This is a genomic window from Collinsella aerofaciens (genome assembly GCF_025289055.1).
In the GTDB taxonomy this organism is placed as follows: domain Bacteria; phylum Actinomycetota; class Coriobacteriia; order Coriobacteriales; family Coriobacteriaceae; genus Collinsella.
In genome coordinates this window covers 103,443-122,371 of sequence record NZ_JAESIQ010000001.1, presented here as the reverse complement: position 1 = coordinate 122,371, position 18,929 = coordinate 103,443, and the positions used below count along the sequence as shown (strand labels likewise).

The following is an 18,929-nucleotide window of genomic DNA, read 5'->3' as shown; positions in this document are numbered from 1 at the left end:
CACGATACGATGTGGGAGGGCTCACGCCCGTTTAACCACAGGAGGTAATGCACATGGCTAAGCATGGTAAGAGCTTTAACGCCGCTGCCGAGAAGATCGACCGCGCCACGCTCTACACCCCCCTTCAGGCTGCCAAGCTCATCAAGGAGCTCGACACCGCCAAGTTCGACGAGACCGTCGAGGCCCACTTCCGTCTGGGCATCGATACTCGTAAGGCTGACCAGAACATCCGTGGTTCCATCTCCCTGCCCCACGGCACCGGCAAGACCGTTCGTGTTGCCGTCTTCGCCGAGGGCGAGAAGGCCCGCGAGGCCGAGGCTGCCGGCGCCGACATCATCGGTTCCGATGAGCTCGTCGCCCAGATTCAGAAGGGCGAGATCAACTTCGACGCCGCTATCGCTACGCCGAACATGATGGCCAAGGTTGGCCGCATCGGTAAGATCCTTGGTCCCCGTGGCCTCATGCCGAACCCCAAGCTCGGCACCGTGACCATGGACGTCGCCAAGATGGTCTCCGAGCTCAAGGCTGGCCGCGTTGAGTACCGCGCTGACCGCTATGGCATCTGCCACGTGCCCCTGGGCAAGAAGTCCTTCTCTGAGCAGCAGCTCGTCGAGAACTACGCTGCCCTGTACACCGAGATTCTGCGCGTCAAGCCCTCTTCTGCTAAGGGCAAGTACGTCAAGTCCATCTCCGTGTCTTCCACCATGGGTCCTGGCGTCAAGGTCGATCCCGCTGTCCAGCGTGACTTCCTGGCTGAGTAACTGCTAGTTACTGCCTGAGTACAGCAAGCATTGCTAAAAAAACCCGGTTCTGCCTTGTGCAGGACCGGGTTTCTTGCTATCGCGTCAAAAGCACCACAAAGGGGACAGTGTCCTCTTTGTGGTGGTTACCAGGGTGTTCTGGCTGTTGAGGACTCGATAGCATCGTGGCGTTTGAGCTCGCGGCGCATGGTTTGCGAGTTGAGCCAGGCTGCCTGCCAGCCACGGATGGGGTAGCGCGTCTGGTCGAGCTCAAACTGCGTATAGCCGCAGGCGTTGATGATCGTCGTTCCACACACATGCTGCCGCTCGCGCTGAAAATCGTAACCGTAGCTTTGGTGTACATGCCCATGCACCATGTAGTCGACCCCCCAGGACTCAAGCGCCGTGTTAAAGCACTTAAACCCTCGATGCGGCAGATCGTCCAGATCACCCATACCGGCGGCGGGTGCATGGGTAAGCAGAATGTCGCACCCGCCGACCATCCTAACCTTACGCGACAGCTTACGCACGCGCTTGGACATCTCGCGTTCGGTGTACATGTTGGCGCCGTCGCGATAACGCATGGACCCGCCAAGGCCCGCAATGCGAATCCCTCGGTACGTGTACACGCTGTCTTCCACGCAGATACATCCGCCCGGTGCATGACGTGCGTAGCGGTCATCGTGATTGCCGCGAACGTAGATGAGCGGTTTGTTGATGACCGTAACCAAAAACTCAAGATAGTCCGGGTCCAGATCGCCGGCGGACAAAATCAGGTCGACTCCCTCAAAGCGTTCCTTGCGAAAGCACTCCCAAAGGCATCGTTCTTCGGTATCGGCTATGGCAAGGATTTTCATAGGGCAGGGACTTTCGGCTCATCGTCGAGCTGCGGAATGGTGCCTACCACGTTGTCCGCCAGCCAATTCATCTCGACAATCTGCGTGCTCGGCAGCGGAGGGAAGCCTTCGATCTGTACCACGCCGTTCTGGCTGTGGAGCTCGCCGCCAAAGGGGTTGATGGATCCCTCAACAATGCCGTTGCGGAGCAACTGCACGAGTTTGCGCGTTTGGTAGGGTAGGCCCGGAGCGTAACGGATGTCGATAACGCCGGAGCTCATGCCATACCAGTAGTTGACGGCGCGCACTTGGTTGTCGTCGCTGGTCTCGTCCCATGTGCCGTGCAGAAGGCTTTTCACGATAAGCTCGTAGTAGCGCCCCCAGTTCCAGACGGGCATGGCGATGCCGGTAACCTTGCCATCGACCAAGCGGTGAAGCCCGTAGGCGGTGGGATCTTCCAGCGACTTTGACATATCGGCGCCGGTCATGACGCTCACGCCTTCGCGGCACATGGCCTCGGCAAGACCACCGGCAGGCACATCGCCCCAGGTGAGGATTACCTGCGCGCGGGGGTCGAGCAGCGAGGCGCCAATCGCAAAGGCGTTGATCTCGCTGAGCGCGCCCGAGGCGAAGACCGACGCGTGGTAGCCGATGCGGTGGTTGTCCGCCATGCTGGCGGCAAGGGCGCCCAGGAGGAACTTGGCCTCGTACATCTTGCCAAAGTACGAACGGACGCTTTGATGGGGAAGGCCGATAGAGCAGTTGAGGAACCGAACCTGGGGATACTCAACGGCAGCCCTGAGCGTGTATTCCATTAGGCGGTGCGAGGTCGAGAAGATGACGTTTGCCCCATGTTTGACAGCCGTTTCCACGGCGGCGTAGAACACATCCGGATCGTGACAGTCCTCGAACGCCTCGGTGCGCACGATACCGCCAAAGTGCTCATCGAGATACTGACGCCCTTGGTCGTGCAGGCTGTCCCAGCTCGACGTCGCACAGGGGAACTCATGGATAAAGGCGATGCGCAGGGGGTTGGTCGCCGAATAGACGGTCTTGCCCATAAAGAAGTTGAGCACGCCGGAGGTGGACTTGGCGGGCGACTCCTCCTCGTCGACGCTCGGCGCTTCAACAAGATCGACCTTGTCCTCGTCATTTTTGCCGGCAATGACCAGCTCGCGCCAAATCTTGCACAGGCGGTTTACGACGATATCCGTTGGCGTATCCAGCAGGCGGTCCTGGTTGTACACATTGAGGTACACGAGCATGGCGTCGGCGGGCGTAATGTCCAGGTGGTCGCCGCCTGCGCGAAGGTAGGCGCGCTTAAAGAGCAGGAAGGTGTGGCGCAGGTAGTCGACCTTTTTCTGCGGCCATTTTTCGATAAGGTTCTGACCGAGCATCTTGGCGAGCGTTTCGTAGCTTCCCTCACGCGAGAACTCGATCTCGTATAGGGGGCAGACGCGCCAAAACGCGCAGAACTCGCCGTACAGGCGGCTTTCGACGGAATCCCATTTGCCGGGGTAGAGACGGGTGACCTTGGCCGAAACCGTCGGGGCGTCTAGGAATTTAAGGACACTAACGCGTTTGTTGCCTTCCTGGACATAGAACCGATGCATGAACTCGGTGACGATGATGGGGTCGCGATAGCCCTCGGTTACCTGGATGTCGTAGAGGTTGGACCACTTGCGGGCGAACTCGGTGCTAAACGGAAGCAGGGGCATAAAGTTACACGAAAAGGCGGACTGACGGCCCTTGGTGACCGTGCCGACGACCATTTCGAGCGGAATATCCCGCAGGCCGACATTCTCTCGCTGACCTAAGGGGAGCTGAGCAACCAAGCTATCGAGGTCCGTAAGGTATGGATGCTCGCTTTGGCTAATGGCGCGTCGACGTCCTTGCTCGCCGCGCTTGCGTGCTTGACGATAGGCCTCTTCCATAATGTTGCTCCCTTAGTCGTTTAAACAACTATATGAACCATGGTACCACGAATGAAAACCACTACAAAGATGCCTGTCCCCTTTGCGGTGGTTTAGGCGATGATGGGGGCGATGGCGCGGATGCAGGCGTCGGCTGCCGTGAAAGTAGTGCTGTCGTCGCTGACGATAAAGATGATCTTTCCTTTGATGCCAAAGTCGCCGATTTCGCTAAAGAGTACGTAGGGCTCCTTGTCAAAGCCCGAGATGGGAAGCACGGCGGCCTTGGTGGCGCTGGTCAGCTCGTCTGCCAGTGCGTCGAGCGAGGCCCACTTGGACGTGTCCTTTACGGCAACGGGCACGGCCACACGCCCAAAGGGCATCAAATGCACGAGCGTGTTCTTGGAGATGTTGGAGTTGGGCACAATGATGGTCTGTCCACAGGCATCCTCAATCGTTGTATGGCGCCAAGTGATGTCTTGGACCACGCCCGACACACCGCCGACCTCGATATTGTCGCCGGGCTTGATGATGCCCATAAAGGTCACTTGCATGCCGCCGATAAGGTTTGAGAGCGTGTCCTGGAAACCCAGGGAGATGGCGATGCCGCCGACGCCAAGAGCGGCGACGAGGGCGTTTGCATTAATGCCAAAACAGTTGTCGAGGATAAAGCTGCCGCCGATCATCCAGATGACGGCGCGCGCGATGTTGATGAAGATACTCGATGCCGGTAGCGGGTTATCGTCTCGGTTAAGCAGATGGTTCAGGGTCTTGGATACGACCTTGGCGGCGACGGCGGTGCCTATCGCCAAGATGACGGCCCAGATGATGTTGTGGACCCACCGTTGCTCAAAGAAATGAAGAATCGGCTCAAACAATTCCATGTAGGGAAAACCTCCTAATGATCGTCCAACCATGATACCCACCAAGAAGCCCGTCCGATCAAATTCGGACGGGCTTCTGTGCTCGATATAAGGTTTACGCGGCGGGGCTGTAAGGCCCGGCGGTGTAGCTTAGCGTCGACGCTTCCAGATAATGCCGAGCATGATGACGATGATGCCGCCGATAAGGCACGCGCCAACTACTGCCAGCGTGCGGTCTCCCGTTGCGGCAAGCTTACCGGTCGTCTTCTTGGTGATGACCTTCGTGGTCGCCGTGTCCGTCTTAGACGAGGGCTTAGGCGCCGGGGCCGGTGAGGGCGTGGGGTCCACGGCTGCGGAGCCGAAGCCGATGGTGCCGGCGAGCCCGGCCATCTTGCTCTCCCAGCCGTTCTGCCCGATCAGCGCCCTTAGCGCTGACTCGCAGGTACCCCACTCGGTGTGCTTAGTGGCGTTTGCGAAGGTGGGGAAGTCGGTCGTGTTGGTGATGATGTAGTTGTTGGTGGCGACGGTATAGGTCTTGGTGGGATCGAGCGTGCTGCCGTCTTTGGTGAGTGTGGCACTCACAATGCGCTTGCCTTCGGGCTGCGTCCAATCAATCGTCACGTTGATGCCGCCAAAGGAGAGAACGCTGCCAGAGTCATCGCGCCACTTGTACTTGTCTTGCGCCTCCTGCTCGGTGTGACCGGCCGCCACATAAGCCTGCTGAAGCTCGTAGCTGTCGTTGCAATCGTCGCTGATTTGTAGCGAGTGCTCGAGCGCTGCGAGGAAGTCCGCGCCGGTCATGGTCCAGGTCTCCACGGTGTTGCCGTAGGGCGAGATGGCGATGACGTTGCCGGCGGTCACGTTGCCCGCCGCGATGCCGCCGCGGATGCCGCCAGCGTTTTCGATAGCGAAGTCCGCGCCCGTCAGGGCAAGATAGGAGCCGCAAATCACGTGGCCGATGGTCTGGGCCTTGGTGGTGTCGCCCTCCTTGCTGGGGCGGAAATCGGTGGTGCGCACCATTTCCCAACCATGCGTGCCTGCGGCGTCCTCGCCGTAGAAATAGTTGGTGGTGGATGTGCCGAGCACCTTGTTCGATTCGTTTTCAAAGTCCTCGTCGAGCGGCTTGATCTTGTTGCGGACGGCTTCAAGGCGGCTTTGGTAGTCGGAGCCCTTGTCGGGGTCTGCCAAAAGGTCGTTGACGTTCTTGGCGGTGTAGAGCTTCTCATCGCTGCCGTCTGCAGGGACCGTGACCGTGTCATCGTCGGTGCTTTCGGTGCCCTTGGTGTCGTACTCGTAGGGGACGGAAAGCAGCCCCACCTCGGCAAAGGCGCTGCCTGCCTCGACAACGTGGATCGTCTTGCCGTCGGCTCCCGTCACCTTCTCGTTAAGGTTGATGTGCTCGTGGCCTGCGATAAGGGCATCGACGCCACGGAGCCGCGTGGCAAAGGTCTTGGCGTCGAGCGTGTGCGCGATACACACAACAACATCGCAGCCCTCCCTGCGCAGCTGCTCTGCCTCGGTATTGATGGCGTTCGCGGCACTCGAGAAGCTGGTGCCCGCGACCAGGTCCGCGCGCAGCGAGGAACCTAGCGACTCATCCATGGCACCCACGACGCCGACCTTGATTTTGTAGTCGAATGTGGAGTGATCTTCGCTATCCTCCCAGGTGCGATCGAGCGTCTTCGTGATGCTCGAGCTCCATACGCCGCTCGTAGACTTTGCGTTCGCGCAGAGCATGGCGAAGGGCGTGCCGGTGGTGCTGAAGCCGGTCATGGTGCGGAGTTTGTCCGCACCGTAGCTCCAGTCGTGGTTGCCTGGCGTGGTCGCGTCGTAGCCGTCGGCGTAGAAGGTGTCCATGAGCTCGGCGATGCTCTTGCCCTCGCTCATGGTGGCGAAGGACTGCCCGTGGAAGGTGTCGCCCGCATCGAGCAAAAGATCGGGGGCGCTGTTTTGGGCGCTATAGAGAACCGCCAGTCCGTCGAAGCCCACAGTGCCGGTGCCCTTGCTTGCGTTGTAGCTGTACTTGTAGCTGCCGTGGATGTCGTTGGTGTGCATGACGGCCACGGAGCCGTCAATAGCGGCGGGCAGGTTCCCCGCGAAAGCGAGACTTGGGATGCCTGCGAGCGCGCCTGCAAACAACGCGGTGGCTAACGCAAGGCGGGGGAGTCTTTTCATGGCAGTTTCCTTAGTCCTTAGCCAGAATGTCTGGTTGAATATCGGATTATCGACATAATATGCGAAAACCGCCGCAAGGGCGCCTGTCCCTTAGCGGCGGTTTTGACGTTTGCGCAGATAAAACCTGCCAAAATAAACCTGTCCCTTTTTGGTAGGTTTAGCTTAGCAGCATGCGGTCGTTGGCGAGCTCGCCGCCCGAGACCTCCTCGAATTTCTGCAGCAGGTCGGCTACGGTGAGCGACTTCTTCTCATCGCCCGCCACGTCGTAGATCACGTGGCCTTCGTGCATCATGATCAGACGGTTGCCCAGACGGATGGCGTCGTTCATGTTGTGCGTGACCATGAGCGTGGTCAGGTGGTTCTCGTCGACGATCTCCTCGGTCAGGTTGAGCACCTTAGAGGCCGTCTTGGGGTCGAGGGCCGCGGTGTGCTCGTCGAGCAGCAGCAGGCGCGGCCTGGTGAGCGTGGCCATCAACAGGGTGAGTGCCTGGCGCTGGCCGCCCGAGAGCAGGCCGACCTTGGCGTTGAGACGCGTGTCCAGACCAAGGTCCAGGCGCTTGAGTAGCTCAACGTACTCATCTTTCTCGGCCTTGGTGACGCCCCACGAAAGGCCGCGACGCTGGCCGCGACGCTTGGCGAGGGCCAGGTTCTCGGCGATTTGCATGTCGGCAGCGGTACCGCGCATGGGGTCCTGAAACACGCGGCCCAGGTACTTGGCGCGCTGCGACTCGCTCAGGCGCGAGATGTCGGTGCCGTCGAGCTCAATAACGCCCGAATCGAGCGGGTACACGCCGGCGATCATGTTGAGCAGCGTGGACTTGCCGGCGCCGTTGCCGCCGATCACGGTTACAAAGTCGCCGTCATTCAGGGTGAGGTCGACGCCGGTGAGCGCGCGCTTCTCGGTGACGGTGCCCTTGTTAAAGGTCTTCTTGACATGCGAGAGCTTAAGCATCTGCCTCATCTCCCTTCGTGTAGGAGCTGCGGAGCTTATAGCGCTCCCAAACCACGGGCACGCACAGGGCCACAGCGACAATTACGGCGGAGAGCAGCTTCATGTCGTTGGCGTCCATGCCCAACTGCAGCACGATGGCGCGGATAAGGAAGTACACCACGGAGCCAAAGACGGCGGAGGCAAGACGGACGCTAAACTGCGTGAGGCCGCCGGGCAGCAGACGGCCGAGCACCTCGCCGATAACAATGGCGGCAAGACCGATAACGATGGCACCGGTGCCCATACCAATGTCGGCATACTTTTGGCTCTGGCAGATGAGCGCGCCCGAAAGGCCGATGAGGGCGTTGGAGAGCACGAGGGCGATCATCTTGGTGGAGTTGGTGTTGACGCCCAGAGCGCGGATCATGTACTCGTTGTTGCCGGTGGCTCGCAGCGCCGAGCCGATCTCGGTGCCAAAGAACCAATACAGGATGGCAACGATAGCCACGGCGAGCAGGATGCCCAAGATGATGGCAACGGTGGACTGCGGCAGACCGGTCATATTGCTGACGGCGGAGAACACGGTGCCCTTGGCAAGAATGGGCGTATTGGACTTGCCCATGATGCGCAGGTTGATGGACCACAGGCTGATCTGGGTGAGGATTCCGGCGAGGATCGCAGGAATCTCAAAGACGGTGGTCAAAATGCCCGTGACGGCGCCCGCGATGGCGCCGGCGCACATACCGGCCAGCACGGCGAGCAGCGGGTCGACGTTGTTATTGACGATGAGCACAGCGCAGACGCAGCCGCCGAGGGCAAAGCTGCCGTCGCAGGTCATATCGGGAATGTCGAGCAGGCGGAACGTGATAAACACGCCAAGCACCATAATGCCCCAGAGGACGCCCTGCGAAACGGCGCCCTGCAATGCAATGAGCATGCTTCATACCTCCTAGGATAGGGTGGACACGTGATTCACCATAATAGCGGTAACAATGCATAGAAGAGCTGCGGACAGACGTTTTGTTTTACCTGAAACAAGCAGGGCGGACGCCGGTCTACAGCGCCCGCCCCTGTGGTTCAGATATTGAATAACGCGGCTAAAGCGCGAGCACGGGCTCTAGACGCATGCCGCGTATGGCATTACGCGTCCAGAGCGGAAAGGTCGATGCCCAGGGCCTCGGCCATTTCGTCGTTCTTGACGACGACCAGGTCCTTGCTCGAGAGGTGCTTGATCGGCATGTCTTCGGGCTTGGCCTCGCCCTTCAGGATCTTAACGGCCATCTCGCCCGCGGCGTAGCCCAGGTCCTCGTAATTGATGGAGAGGGTGAACAGGCCGCCGGCCATGCACATACCCTCCTCGCCAGTCACGAAGGGAAGCTTGTTTTCCTTGCAGATCTGGCCGACCTGCGAGGCACCCGCGGCGATGGTGTTGTCGGTGGGGGAGTACAGCGCGTCGACCTTGCCCACGGCAGACTCGACGACGGACTGAATCTCGTTGGAGCTCGAGACGGTGAAATCGGTGTACTCCAGGCCCAGCTTGTCGAGTTCCTTCTTGGCGGCCTTGATCTGGACGTCGGAGTTGGACTCGGCGGTGCAGTAGAGCAGGCCGACCTTTTTAACGTCGGGCAGGACCTTCTGCATCATCTCGAGCTGCTCGGCGACCGGGGTGAGGTCGGAAGCGCCCGTGACGTTGGTGCCCGGCTTGTCGTTGTCCTGGACCAGGCCGGAGGCGGCGTAGTCGGTGATGGCACAGCCCACGATGGGGATATCGGCCGTGGCGCCGGCGGCAGCCTGCGCGGCGGGCGTGGCGATGGCATAAATCAGGTTGACGTTGTCGCCCACAAACTTGTCGGCAATGGACTTACACGTGGACTGGTCGTTCTGGGCGTTCTTCTGGTCGATCTTGACCTTAAGGCCGCTCTTCTTGATGGCCTTGACGAAGCCGTCGTTGGCGGCATCGAGCGCGGAGTGCTCGGTGAGCTGCAGAACGCCGATGGTGTAGTCGGAACCGGCGGCAGCAGAGCCGGAACCAGAGTTGCCGCCGCATCCGGCGAGCGGGGCGAGCGCGAGCAGGCCGGCGGAGACCAGAAGGCTCCTGCGGCTGATGGTGATGTCCTTCATATCATTACCCCCAGTATAAAAATGGCTGGAAACACTGCACTGGGACAAAGTGCAAGTGGGACTATAGTAGCGCTGATGTCCATTTTTACAACAGCCTGGCGGGTTTTTTAATACAGAATCGGATGGGCGGTACGGGTAGTCGAATGGGCGGCGGAGGGTCTTATGCGGCGGAGGAGGCGTCGTCCTCGTCCAGGGCGGCGAAGAGCTTCTTGCCGTCGAGCAGGCGCGTGCTGACGTTTCTCATACGGGCGATCTCGACGGTGCGCAGCGTATCGTCGGTGCCTCGGGCGTCGTAGACCGTTCCCAGCAGATACGAGATGCCATCGCGCTGCCTGATGGCAAAGGGACGGAGTGTCATCCGTGCTGCTTCGGTTTCGCCGCGTGTCGTGACGCTCGAAATATCAAAACTCACCGTGGTTCCGTGGTCGATGGCCTGCTCGACGAGCTCGCACGTGTCGATGCGCTTGATGGGCGTGCGTGTTGCCTTGGTAGCCTTGCTGCCTGCGCTTGGAGCGGGTTCGGGTGTATCGAGGTAGCCGCGAACGTCGGCGCTCGCCATGGCAACTAAGTGCTGCGCCATGCTCTTGCGGATAGCGATAGGCGTGGAGCGGTTGCGCATGACCATACCGTGGAGCCGGATGATCTCTTCATCGGTGAGCGGGCGGGTAAGAAGTTTGTAGCCCACGCCGCGTTTGTATTCAATTTCGTATCCGGCATGGCGAAGCGCGGAGATGGCGGTGTAGATGCTGCGCCGCGCCGCCGAGATGGGCATGCGGGCGGGGTCGTCGGGATGGGCGAGGCGCCGGATCAGCTCATCGGAAAGCATGGCCTTGTCTTCGCCGGTGTTTTCGCTCAAGAGCTGCAGGATACGAACGGCGCGATAGGCTGCCATCGAGGCGGCGCCCCTCGTCGTGGTGTCGTAGGTTTCAACAGCGGCTTCGGTCATGGTGCCCACGTCCTTTCCGTTTTGGGTGGCGACGGTATGGAGCCTAGGACGCGGGGCTTTCCCAGGGGCGCAGGGCGCTCTGGGCGGTCGGTAGTCGTCGGCAAACGGCGGGTCGAGTTTTCAACAGCCCTGCTCAACTGACCAAAAACTTGCCAAAAGCTTGACGGACGCTGTTGAAAAAAGCGTCTCTCGACCGATGTCGAGAGACGCTTGTGCGATGAGCGTTGGCGTGTGGCGACGCGAGCTAGCGTTCGACGATTAGAAGTCGGCGTTGCCCACGGTGCGCGGGTGCGGCAGGACGTCGCGGATGTTGCCCACGCCGGTCAGATACATGACCAAGCGCTCGAAGCCCAGACCGTAGCCGGCGTGCTTGCAGGAACCGTAGCGGCGCAGGTCAAGGTAGTACTTGTACTGCTCGGGATTCATGCCCAGGTCCTTGATGCGGGCCTCGAGCAGATCCAGGCGCTCCTCGCGCTGGGAGCCGCCGATAATCTCGCCGATACCGGGAACCAGGCAGTCGGCGGCGGCGACGGTCTTGCCGTCCTCGTTCATGCGCATGTAGAACGCCTTGATCTCGGCCGGGTAGTCGGTCACGAAGGTCGGGCGCTTAAAGTGCTCCTCGGTCAGGAAGCGCTCGTGCTCGGTCTGCAAGTCGATGCCCCAGCTGACGGGGTAATCAAACTGGTGGCCAGCAGCGACTGCCTGCTCCAGGATCTCGACGGCCTCGGTGTAGGTAACGCGGGCAAAGTCGGAGTTGGCGACATGGTCCAGGCGCTCGAGCAGACCCTTGTCCACAAACTTGTTGAGCATATTGAGCTCGTCGGGGCAGGTTGCCATGACGTCCTTAAGGACGTACTTGAGCATGGCCTCGGCGTTATCCATGTAGTCGTTAAGGTCGGCAAAGGCCATCTCGGGCTCGATCATCCAAAACTCGGCGGCGTGGCGCGTGGTGTTGGAGTTCTCGGCACGGAAGGTGGGGCCAAAGGTGTACACGTCGCCAAAGGCCATGGCAAAGTTCTCGGCATTGAGCTGGCCGGACACGGTGAGGCTTGCATGCTTGCCAAAGAAGTCCTGGCTCCAGTCGACCTCGCCGGACTCGGTGAGGGGCGGATTTTTGGGGTCGAGCGTGGTCACGCGGAACATCTCGCCGGCGCCCTCGCAGTCACTCGTGGTGATGATGGGGGTGTTGACGTAGACAAAGCCCTGCTCCTGGAAGAAGCGGTGGATGGCGGCAGCCGCGACAGAGCGGATGCGGAACACGGCGCGGAACAGGTTGGTGCGCGGACGCAGGTGCTGCTGGGTGCGCAGGAACTCGACGGTTGCGCGCTTCTTCTGCAGCGGGTAATCCGGGGCGCTGACGCCCTCGACCTCGATGGAGGTGGCAGAAAGCTCGAAAGGCTGGGGCGCATCGGGGGTCGGCTTGACGGTGCCGGTGCAAATGAGTGCGGCCGAGACGTTTTGATGGGCGATCTCGTCGTAGTTGTCGAGTGCCTCGCGGTTCATGACGACCTGCAGGTCGCGGAAGCAGCTGCCGTCGTTGAGCGTAACAAAGCCAAAGTTCTTCATGTCGCGGACGGACTTGACCCAGCCGGCGACGGTGACGGTCTGGCCGCCGAGCGACTCGGCATCGGCATAGAGCTGCGCGATTTTGGTGCGGTTCACGTATCCTCCCATAACGGTTGAATGATAGTTATCCATACAGTTCGATATTCTAGCAGCTCGGCTCATTTGGGCTATACAGATAAGGCATTGGCGGGATGGTTTTTCAAACGAAAAGCGCCCGCGGCCTAATGGTCGTGGGCGCTTGACGAGGTGCCTTTTGGCTGTGTGGCGCGGGGCCTGGCTACTTGGTCTTGGCAACCAGCAGCGGGTCGCCAAGCTTGACGAGCGGGTTGCCGCCGATAAGCGTTCCAGACTCGCCGACATGGTCGATGCTCTTAAGACGATCGAGCTCGGAGACGATGACGGTCACGATGTCCTCGTGACCAGCGGCCTTAATGGCCTCGCGGTCGAAGCTGATGAGCGGCTGGCCTGCCTTGACCACATCGCCCATCTCGACAAAGCGGGCAAAACCCTTGCCGTTCATTTCCACGGTGCCCAGGCCAACATGGATGAACACGCGCAGGCCGTCCTCGGTAATCATGCCGATGGAGTGGTTGGTGACAGTGGTGGCACCGATGCGGCCGTTGGCGGGCGCATAGATGGTGCCGGTAATGGGCTCGATGCCATAGCCCTGGCCAAGCATGCCCGAGGCGATCGTCTCGTCGGGAACCTCGTTCAGGTTGACGAGCACGCCGTTGACGGGGGCATAGATGACGCCTTCGCGGGTAGCGAAGCTTGCTGCGGGCGGAACGGACGCCTCGCCGGTCGAGGTGAAGGTGGACTTAAGCGAATCGAGCAGACCCATAGTTGCCTCCAACTTAAATAGGCGCATATCGCGCGTTTGGTTTGCCGGAAACGTTTCACATGTGTTTCGCGGCTTGGTCAACGCCCCTATTCTACGCTGCTCAACGATACCTCTGAACTGGGATTATGTGATATATCAGTTGAAGGGAAACTTATTGCCGGAGTGTTTCTGCGCCACGGGTTCAAGTGGGGTACGCTTGAAGGCGAAAAACAAGGGCGCATAATTTGCGCGAAGGGAGCACATATGATTGTCGAGAATCATGCGCTGTGGGGCGAGGAGCCGACCGAGGATTATCCGGCGACGTTTACGTATTTGGGTGCCGAGCCGCTGCCCGATAAACCGAATGGCCGCCGCCCCGCGGTGATCATCTGCGGCGGAGGCGGGTTTACGCATATCGCTCCGCACGAGCAGGACCCGGTGGCGTTTGCATTTTTGGATCGCGGCTACCAGGCCTTTGTGCTCAACTATGTCACGAGTTCTACGGGTGACGTGAGCTTTCCGCACCCCCAGGCAGATCTTGCCAAGATGGTCGCCACGGTGCGCGCCAACGCCGACGAGTGGCATGTCGATCCTAAGCGCGTGTGCGTCGTGGGCTTTTCTGCTGGCGGCATGATTTGCGCCTCGCTGGCAACACAGTGGAAGACCGGCCCCTTCGCGGCACTTGCCGGGGCGCGTCCGGACGACATTCGTCCCGATGCCGTGGTGCTGGGCTATCCATTGCTCGACTTTGCCTATGTGCGCGACATGCAGACGCGCGATCCGCGCATTGACTTGCGTGTGCCCAAGACGGGCGGCAAGACGGGGCGCGATTTGCTCAACGATTACCTGTCGATGGTGACGGGCGGCGAGGCAACTGACGAGCATCTGGCCGACATCTGCCCCACCACGCATGTTTCGCGTCAGATGCCACCGACCTTTGTGTGGGGCGTGTCCGACGACAAGACGGCGCCGATCGCGCAGGTCTACCCGTTTGCGCAGCGCATGGCCGAGGAGGGCGTCCCTTGCGAGATACACGTCTTCGACCAGGGTGGTCACGGCCTTTCGCTCGGCAACGCCAACACCGCGGTCGACAACGAGGACAAGCAGGTGGCAGTCCGTCCCTGGATTCGCCTAGCCTTCCGCTTCCTGGGGCGCCATCTGTAAGAGTCTCGGCATCCCAGCCCTTCAATAACTTGCGGTGAAATAGTTCCTATCTGGGGCATCAACCAGTCCATCCAGGAACTATTCCACCGCAACTTCGTTTTTGATGCCCCGCCCGGAAACTGCGTCCCAGTTTTGCCTTTCAAGGTGGGACGCAGTTTCCCATAGGGCCTCGACTGGGAAAGTGCGTCCCGTTTCGAGTGGGGATTCCGGGATGCATTTTCCGTAAGAGGCCTGTTTGGGAAACCATATCCCGTTTCGAGCCAGAATTCTGGGATGTAGTTTCCCCGAGAGGCCTCATCGGGAAACTATGGCCCTGAACTCTCCTGCCTGTCCCCATTGCGCCAATCTGCTGATTGAACGTCGTTGTGTGTTCACGCTATCATGTAAGTTTAAAATTGGTTAGCCATGGCAAACGGTTAGCCATGGTGAACATAAATACAACGCCCTGCGGGCGCCGGGGGAGGAACACGGACGTGAAGCTCGATACACTCGAGATTGGAAAGGACGCCGTTGTCGCATCGGTGGCATCGGACGATCAGGCACTCCGACAGCATATTTTGGACATGGGTCTAACGCCGGGCACCGAAGTCACCATGATGAAGTACGCCCCCATGGGTGACCCGCTCGAGATCCGCCTGCGTGGCTACGAGTTGACACTGCGTAAGGACGATGCCGCTCGCATCGAGCTCGTGGGTATTCACGACACCGATACGGGTCCGCGCGCTAACGCCGCAATCGGCACGACGGAGCATCCGGCCCTGGGCGAGGGGACGTATTCGCCCCGTGCGGCAAAGACGGCCGTGCCAGAGGGCGCGCCGCTGCACTTTGCCCTCGCCGGCAACCAAAACTGCGGCAAGACCACGTTATTCAACCAGCTGACGGGCTCCAACCAGCACGTCGGTAACTTTCCCGGCGTGACGGTCGACCGCAAAGATGGCACCATCCGTAACCATCCCGAGGCGAGCGTTACCGACCTGCCCGGCATTTACTCCCTGTCGCCGTACACAGGCGAGGAGGTCGTGAGCCGTCAGTTCATCCTCGACGAGCGTCCGGACGCCATCATCGACATCATTGACGCCACCAACATCGAGCGCAACCTGTACCTGACACTGCAGCTCATGGAGCTTGACCGTCCTATGGTCATCGCGCTCAACATGATGGACGAGGTGACCGCCAACGGCGGCGCCGTAGACGTCAACTTGCTCGAGAGCCTGTTGGGCGTGCCCGTTGTCCCCATTAGCGCTGCCCGCAACGAGGGCATCGGCGAGCTGGTGGACCACGCCCTGCACGTGGCGCGGTTCCGCGAGCGCCCTGGTCGCCTGGACTTTTGCGCGCCCGACGGTCCGGACGGCGGTGCGCTGCATCGCTGCATCCACGGTATTGCTAACCTGATCGAGGACCATGCCGTGACGGCGCACATCCCGGTGCGCTTTGCGGCGACCAAGCTGGTCGAGGGCGATGAGCTGGTAACCGAGGCGCTTCACCTGGATCGCAATGAGCTCGACGCTATCGAGCACATCATCACCCAGATGGAGGGCGAGGCCGGCACCGACCGCCTATCTGCGCTGGCCGATATGCGTTTTAGCTTTATCGGCGACGTGTGCGGGCGTTGCGTCGTCAAGCCGCACGAGAGCCGCGAGCACGTGCGCTCCGTCAAGATTGACCGCATCCTGACAGGTCGTTACACAGCCATTCCGGCGTTTCTGGTGATCATGGGCCTCGTCTTTTGGCTGACGTTTGGCGTGATCGGCGCGGCGTTGCAGGGACTCATGGAGGACGGTATCGCTGCCATCATCGCCTCGGCCGATGCGGGCCTCAAGGCGTTCGGTACCAACGACGTGGTGCGCTCGCTGGCTGTCGACGGCGTGCTTACGGGCGTGGGCAGTGTGCTGACCTTCCTGCCGATTATCGTCGTGCTCTTTTTGTTCCTCTCCATTCTGGAAGACTCCGGATACATGGCGCGCGTGGCCTTTGTCATGGATAAGGTGTTGCGTCGCTTTGGCCTGTCGGGCCGCAGTTTCGTGCCCATGCTCGTCGGTTTCGGCTGCACCGTGCCGGCTATCATGTCGACCCGTACGCTCCCATCCGAGCACGACCGCAAGATGACGGTCATGCTCACGCCGTTTATGAGCTGCTCAGCCAAGCTGCCGGTTTACGGCTTGCTGTGCGGGGCGTTTTTCCCGCAGGCGACGGTTCCCGCCATGGTCTCGCTCTATCTGATCGGTATCGTGGTCGGCTGCGTCGCGGCTTTGGTGCTCAACCGCACGGCATTTAAGGGCGACCCGGTGCCGTTTATCATGGAGCTCCCTAATTACCGCCTGCCGAGCGTCAAGACGACGGTGATGCTGGCATGGGATAAGGCCAAGGACTTCATCACCAAGGCCTTTACCATTATCTTTGCCGCGACCGTGGTCATCTGGTTCCTTCAGACGTTCGACATCCGCTTTAACGTGGTCGCCGACCAGTCGCAAAGCCTGCTTGCCGGTCTGGGTAGCATCATCGCGCCGGTGTTGGCCCCGCTCGGCTTTGGCGACTGGCGCGCCTCGACGGCGCTCGTCACGGGGCTCATTGCCAAGGAGAGCGTCATCTCGACGCTCACGGTGCTTTTGGGCGCAACGTCGCCCGCGGCGCTGTCGACCATGTTTTCGCCGTTTACCGCCTACGTGTTCTTGGTCTTTACGTTGCTGTACCCGCCTTGTGTGGCGGCAATCGGCGCCGTCAAGAGCGAGTTGGGCGCGCGCTATGCCGTGGCCGTATTCGCGTTTCAGGTCGCCGTTGCCTGGATCGTGGCGTTTGTCGTGCATTCGGCGGGCATATTGCTGGGGTTGGCTTAGGGGCGCGTTGATGCTCCGCGCTTTTGGGCGAGCAACAATTCAACAAATATGAGCCAAAATACCGGTAATTGTCGGCCTGCGGGGACTGTCCTACGCTGCAGGTTGCCGTTCGCTGCCTATTTGCTGCCGTTTGCGGATTCGTAAATACTTGCAATCGTCGGTCGATTTAACCGCATTACGCGATGCCGATGCACATTTTTTGTGCCCCTTTCTACAATCACTTTGTGTCTATTGCCGAGCATGTCTTCCGTTTCGCCTGTGTGGGGACGTGGGGTGCAATAGTCGTTTGTAGAGGCTCATTGAGGAGGGAATTGATGAAAGAAAAATTCCAATCGTTCGGAAAGGCAATGCTCGTTCCGATTACGCTCATTGCCATTTCCGGTCTCTTTTTGGGTATCGGTAGCGTTTTTACGACCGAACTGACCCTTGTGTCCCTTGGCGTTAATTGGGACTGGTATGCCGCTTCGCCGCTCTTTACGTTCTTCTCGGTATTTAAGGGTCTCGGCGAGGTAATCATTGGAAACCTCGGTGTTTTGTTTGCTGTCGGCTGCGCCTTCTCCTTGCCTCGCAAAGAGAAGGGCTGGGCTGCCTTTTCTGCCCTTGTCTGCTATCTCACCATGCTCAAGACGGTTGAGATTCTGCTTGGAGCAGCTGGCTTGGCTGCCGACAATACAACGGTGGAAGCTCTTCAGAAGGTCGGCCTTACGTCCATTCAGGCGAGTGAGCAGTCCGCACTCTACACTACCTCGCTCGGCTTTTTTGGCTACAGCTCTGGTGTCTTTGGCGGCATTATCGTGGGCTGCCTGGTCGCCTGGATCACCGGCCGCTTTTACAAGACCAAGCTTCCAACGGCGCTGGCGTTTTTTGCGGGCAGTCGAACGGTCCCCATTGTATCGCTGGTCGCCGGTGGCATCCTGGGCGGCATCATGTACTTCGTCTGGCCCGTCATCGGTGGATGCTTCTCGGGTATTGCGACGTTCGTGAAAGGCTCCGGTCTGGTCGGTACGTTTGTCTATCGCTGGGTGCTCGAGAGCCTTGTGCCGTTTGGCTTGCATCCGTTGCTCGAGACGCCCATGTATTGGACTGAGCTTGGCGGCTCCATGGTCGTCGATGGAACGCGCGTGGTGGGCAATAGCGCCATTCAGCTTGCACAGCTCGCTTCTCCCAGCAGTGACAAGCTCTTGGTTAGGGCCTTCATGGCTGGCTATGGCATTAACGATTACGCGTTGTTCCCGGGCATCGCCCTTGCTATGTGGTCTTGTGCCAAGCCCCAGAACCGCAAGAAGGTTGCTGGTCTTTTAATCCCCACAGTGATTTCGACTGTTTTCTTTGGCGTTACGGAGCCTATTCTCTTTACGTTCCTGTTTGCCGCCCCCTGGCTCTACTTTGGCGTTTACGCTCCGCTTTCCGGACTGGGTGAAGTTCTCTCGGAGGCAATGGGCGTTTCGGTGTACCAGGGAAATATCAAGGACCTGATCCCATTCTTATTCCGCCCCGAGAAGCTTAATCTGCTTCCATACCTTATCCTGCTCCCCGCCTTTTTCCTGGCAGCTTTCTTCCTCTTCCGGTTCTTTATTACTAAGTTCGATATCAAGACGCCCGGTCGAGACGATGGTGACGATATTGAGTTGATCAACAGCAGAGCCGAGTTCGAGGCAAAGGCCGCTGAGGCAAAGGGCGAGTCTGATAGCACTCCCGAGAAGGCAGTCCAGGGCCGTGCGGCCAAGGACAGCGCGCTTGCTGTTGGCATTGTCGAAGCGCTTGGTGGAGCCGACAACATTGATGATCTTGACAACTGCATCTCACGTCTTCGCGTGATTGTCAAGGATGGTTCTAAGGTTGCAGACGACGAGGTGTTCACCAAGAATCTTGAAGCTATGGGCGTTATCCGCCTGAGCGACAAGGCAATCCAGGTCATTTACGGTCCTCGTGTCGGCGAAGTCGCTTCTGAGGTGCACGAAGTTCTCGGTGACGAGTAAAACGCGCAAGTGGCTTTCAATTGCATAGCGCAATTCCAGGGCTT

General features: G+C 59.7%; 14 protein-coding genes. 4 read left to right on the top strand and 10 right to left on the bottom strand.

Going from position 1 to position 18,929, the window contains the following annotated elements; translation table 11 throughout:
- The first annotated feature begins 53 nt into the window (after nt 1–53).
- Nucleotides 54–761, top strand: coding sequence for a 50S ribosomal protein L1 (rplA, locus tag JMJ97_RS00590; protein ID WP_260698798.1), 708 nt, complete (start codon nt 54–56; stop codon nt 759–761).
- 125 nt (nt 762–886) lie between these two features.
- On the opposite strand, the gene JMJ97_RS00585 is transcribed toward rplA, so the two are convergent.
- From JMJ97_RS00585 to JMJ97_RS00540, 10 genes are all read right to left on the bottom strand, one after another.
- On the bottom strand, nt 887–1,597 hold the full coding sequence (locus tag JMJ97_RS00585) for a metallophosphoesterase family protein (protein WP_260698797.1): 711 nt from the start codon (nt 1,595–1,597) through the stop codon (nt 887–889).
- Nucleotides 1,594–3,510, bottom strand: a complete 1,917-nt coding sequence (locus JMJ97_RS00580; RefSeq protein ID WP_260698796.1) for a BMP family ABC transporter substrate-binding protein — start codon at nt 3,508–3,510, stop codon at nt 1,594–1,596. Before JMJ97_RS00580 ends, JMJ97_RS00585 begins: the two co-directional genes overlap by 4 nt.
- 92 nt (nt 3,511–3,602) lie before the next feature.
- Nucleotides 3,603–4,370 carry a mechanosensitive ion channel family protein gene (locus JMJ97_RS00575; protein WP_195544454.1) on the bottom strand — a complete coding sequence of 256 codons (768 nt, stop codon included), beginning with the start codon at nt 4,368–4,370 and terminating at the stop codon, nt 3,603–3,605.
- 129 nt (nt 4,371–4,499) lie between these two features.
- Nucleotides 4,500–6,524, bottom strand: coding sequence for a bifunctional metallophosphatase/5'-nucleotidase (locus tag JMJ97_RS00570; protein WP_260698795.1), 2,025 nt, complete (start codon nt 6,522–6,524; stop codon nt 4,500–4,502).
- Between the two features lie 157 nt (nt 6,525–6,681).
- Complete coding sequence (locus tag JMJ97_RS00565; RefSeq protein WP_055250279.1) at nt 6,682–7,476, bottom strand: ABC transporter ATP-binding protein; 795 nt, start codon at nt 7,474–7,476, stop codon at nt 6,682–6,684.
- Nucleotides 7,469–8,392 carry an ABC transporter permease gene (locus JMJ97_RS00560; protein ID WP_006234992.1) on the bottom strand — a complete coding sequence of 308 codons (924 nt, stop codon included), beginning with the start codon at nt 8,390–8,392 and terminating at the stop codon, nt 7,469–7,471. The genes JMJ97_RS00565 and JMJ97_RS00560 overlap by 8 nt, the downstream gene beginning before the upstream one ends.
- A gap of 203 nt (nt 8,393–8,595) precedes the next feature.
- Nucleotides 8,596–9,576, bottom strand: coding sequence for an ABC transporter substrate-binding protein (locus JMJ97_RS00555; protein WP_195361885.1), 981 nt, complete (start codon nt 9,574–9,576; stop codon nt 8,596–8,598).
- 160 nt (nt 9,577–9,736) lie between these two features.
- Nucleotides 9,737–10,522 carry a hypothetical protein gene (locus JMJ97_RS00550; RefSeq protein ID WP_117745796.1) on the bottom strand — a complete coding sequence of 262 codons (786 nt, stop codon included), beginning with the start codon at nt 10,520–10,522 and terminating at the stop codon, nt 9,737–9,739.
- 258 nt (nt 10,523–10,780) lie between these two features.
- Nucleotides 10,781–12,184: an asparagine--tRNA ligase gene (gene asnS / locus JMJ97_RS00545; RefSeq protein WP_260698794.1), complete on the bottom strand. Its 1,404-nt coding sequence runs from the start codon at nt 12,182–12,184 to the stop codon at nt 10,781–10,783.
- A 181-nt stretch (nt 12,185–12,365) separates the two neighbouring features.
- Entirely contained in the window at nt 12,366–12,929 is a 564-nt protein-coding gene (locus JMJ97_RS00540; protein ID WP_040359007.1) for a PTS sugar transporter subunit IIA, read from the bottom strand.
- A 243-nt stretch (nt 12,930–13,172) separates the two neighbouring features.
- Here JMJ97_RS00540 and JMJ97_RS00535 point away from each other — a divergent pair, with 243 nt between their 5' ends.
- From JMJ97_RS00535 to JMJ97_RS00525, 3 genes are all read left to right on the top strand, one after another.
- On the top strand, nt 13,173–14,072 hold the full coding sequence (locus JMJ97_RS00535; protein WP_260698793.1) for an alpha/beta hydrolase: 900 nt from the start codon (nt 13,173–13,175) through the stop codon (nt 14,070–14,072).
- Between the two features lie 422 nt (nt 14,073–14,494).
- The gene (gene feoB / locus JMJ97_RS00530) at nt 14,495–16,906 is read left to right on the top strand and encodes a ferrous iron transport protein B (RefSeq protein WP_196025767.1); all 2,412 of its coding nucleotides are present in this window, start codon (nt 14,495–14,497) and stop codon (nt 16,904–16,906) included.
- A gap of 314 nt (nt 16,907–17,220) precedes the next feature.
- The gene (locus tag JMJ97_RS00525) at nt 17,221–18,885 is read left to right on the top strand and encodes a PTS transporter subunit EIIC (protein ID WP_260698792.1); all 1,665 of its coding nucleotides are present in this window, start codon (nt 17,221–17,223) and stop codon (nt 18,883–18,885) included.
- The last annotated feature ends 44 nt before the right edge of the window (nt 18,886–18,929 follow it).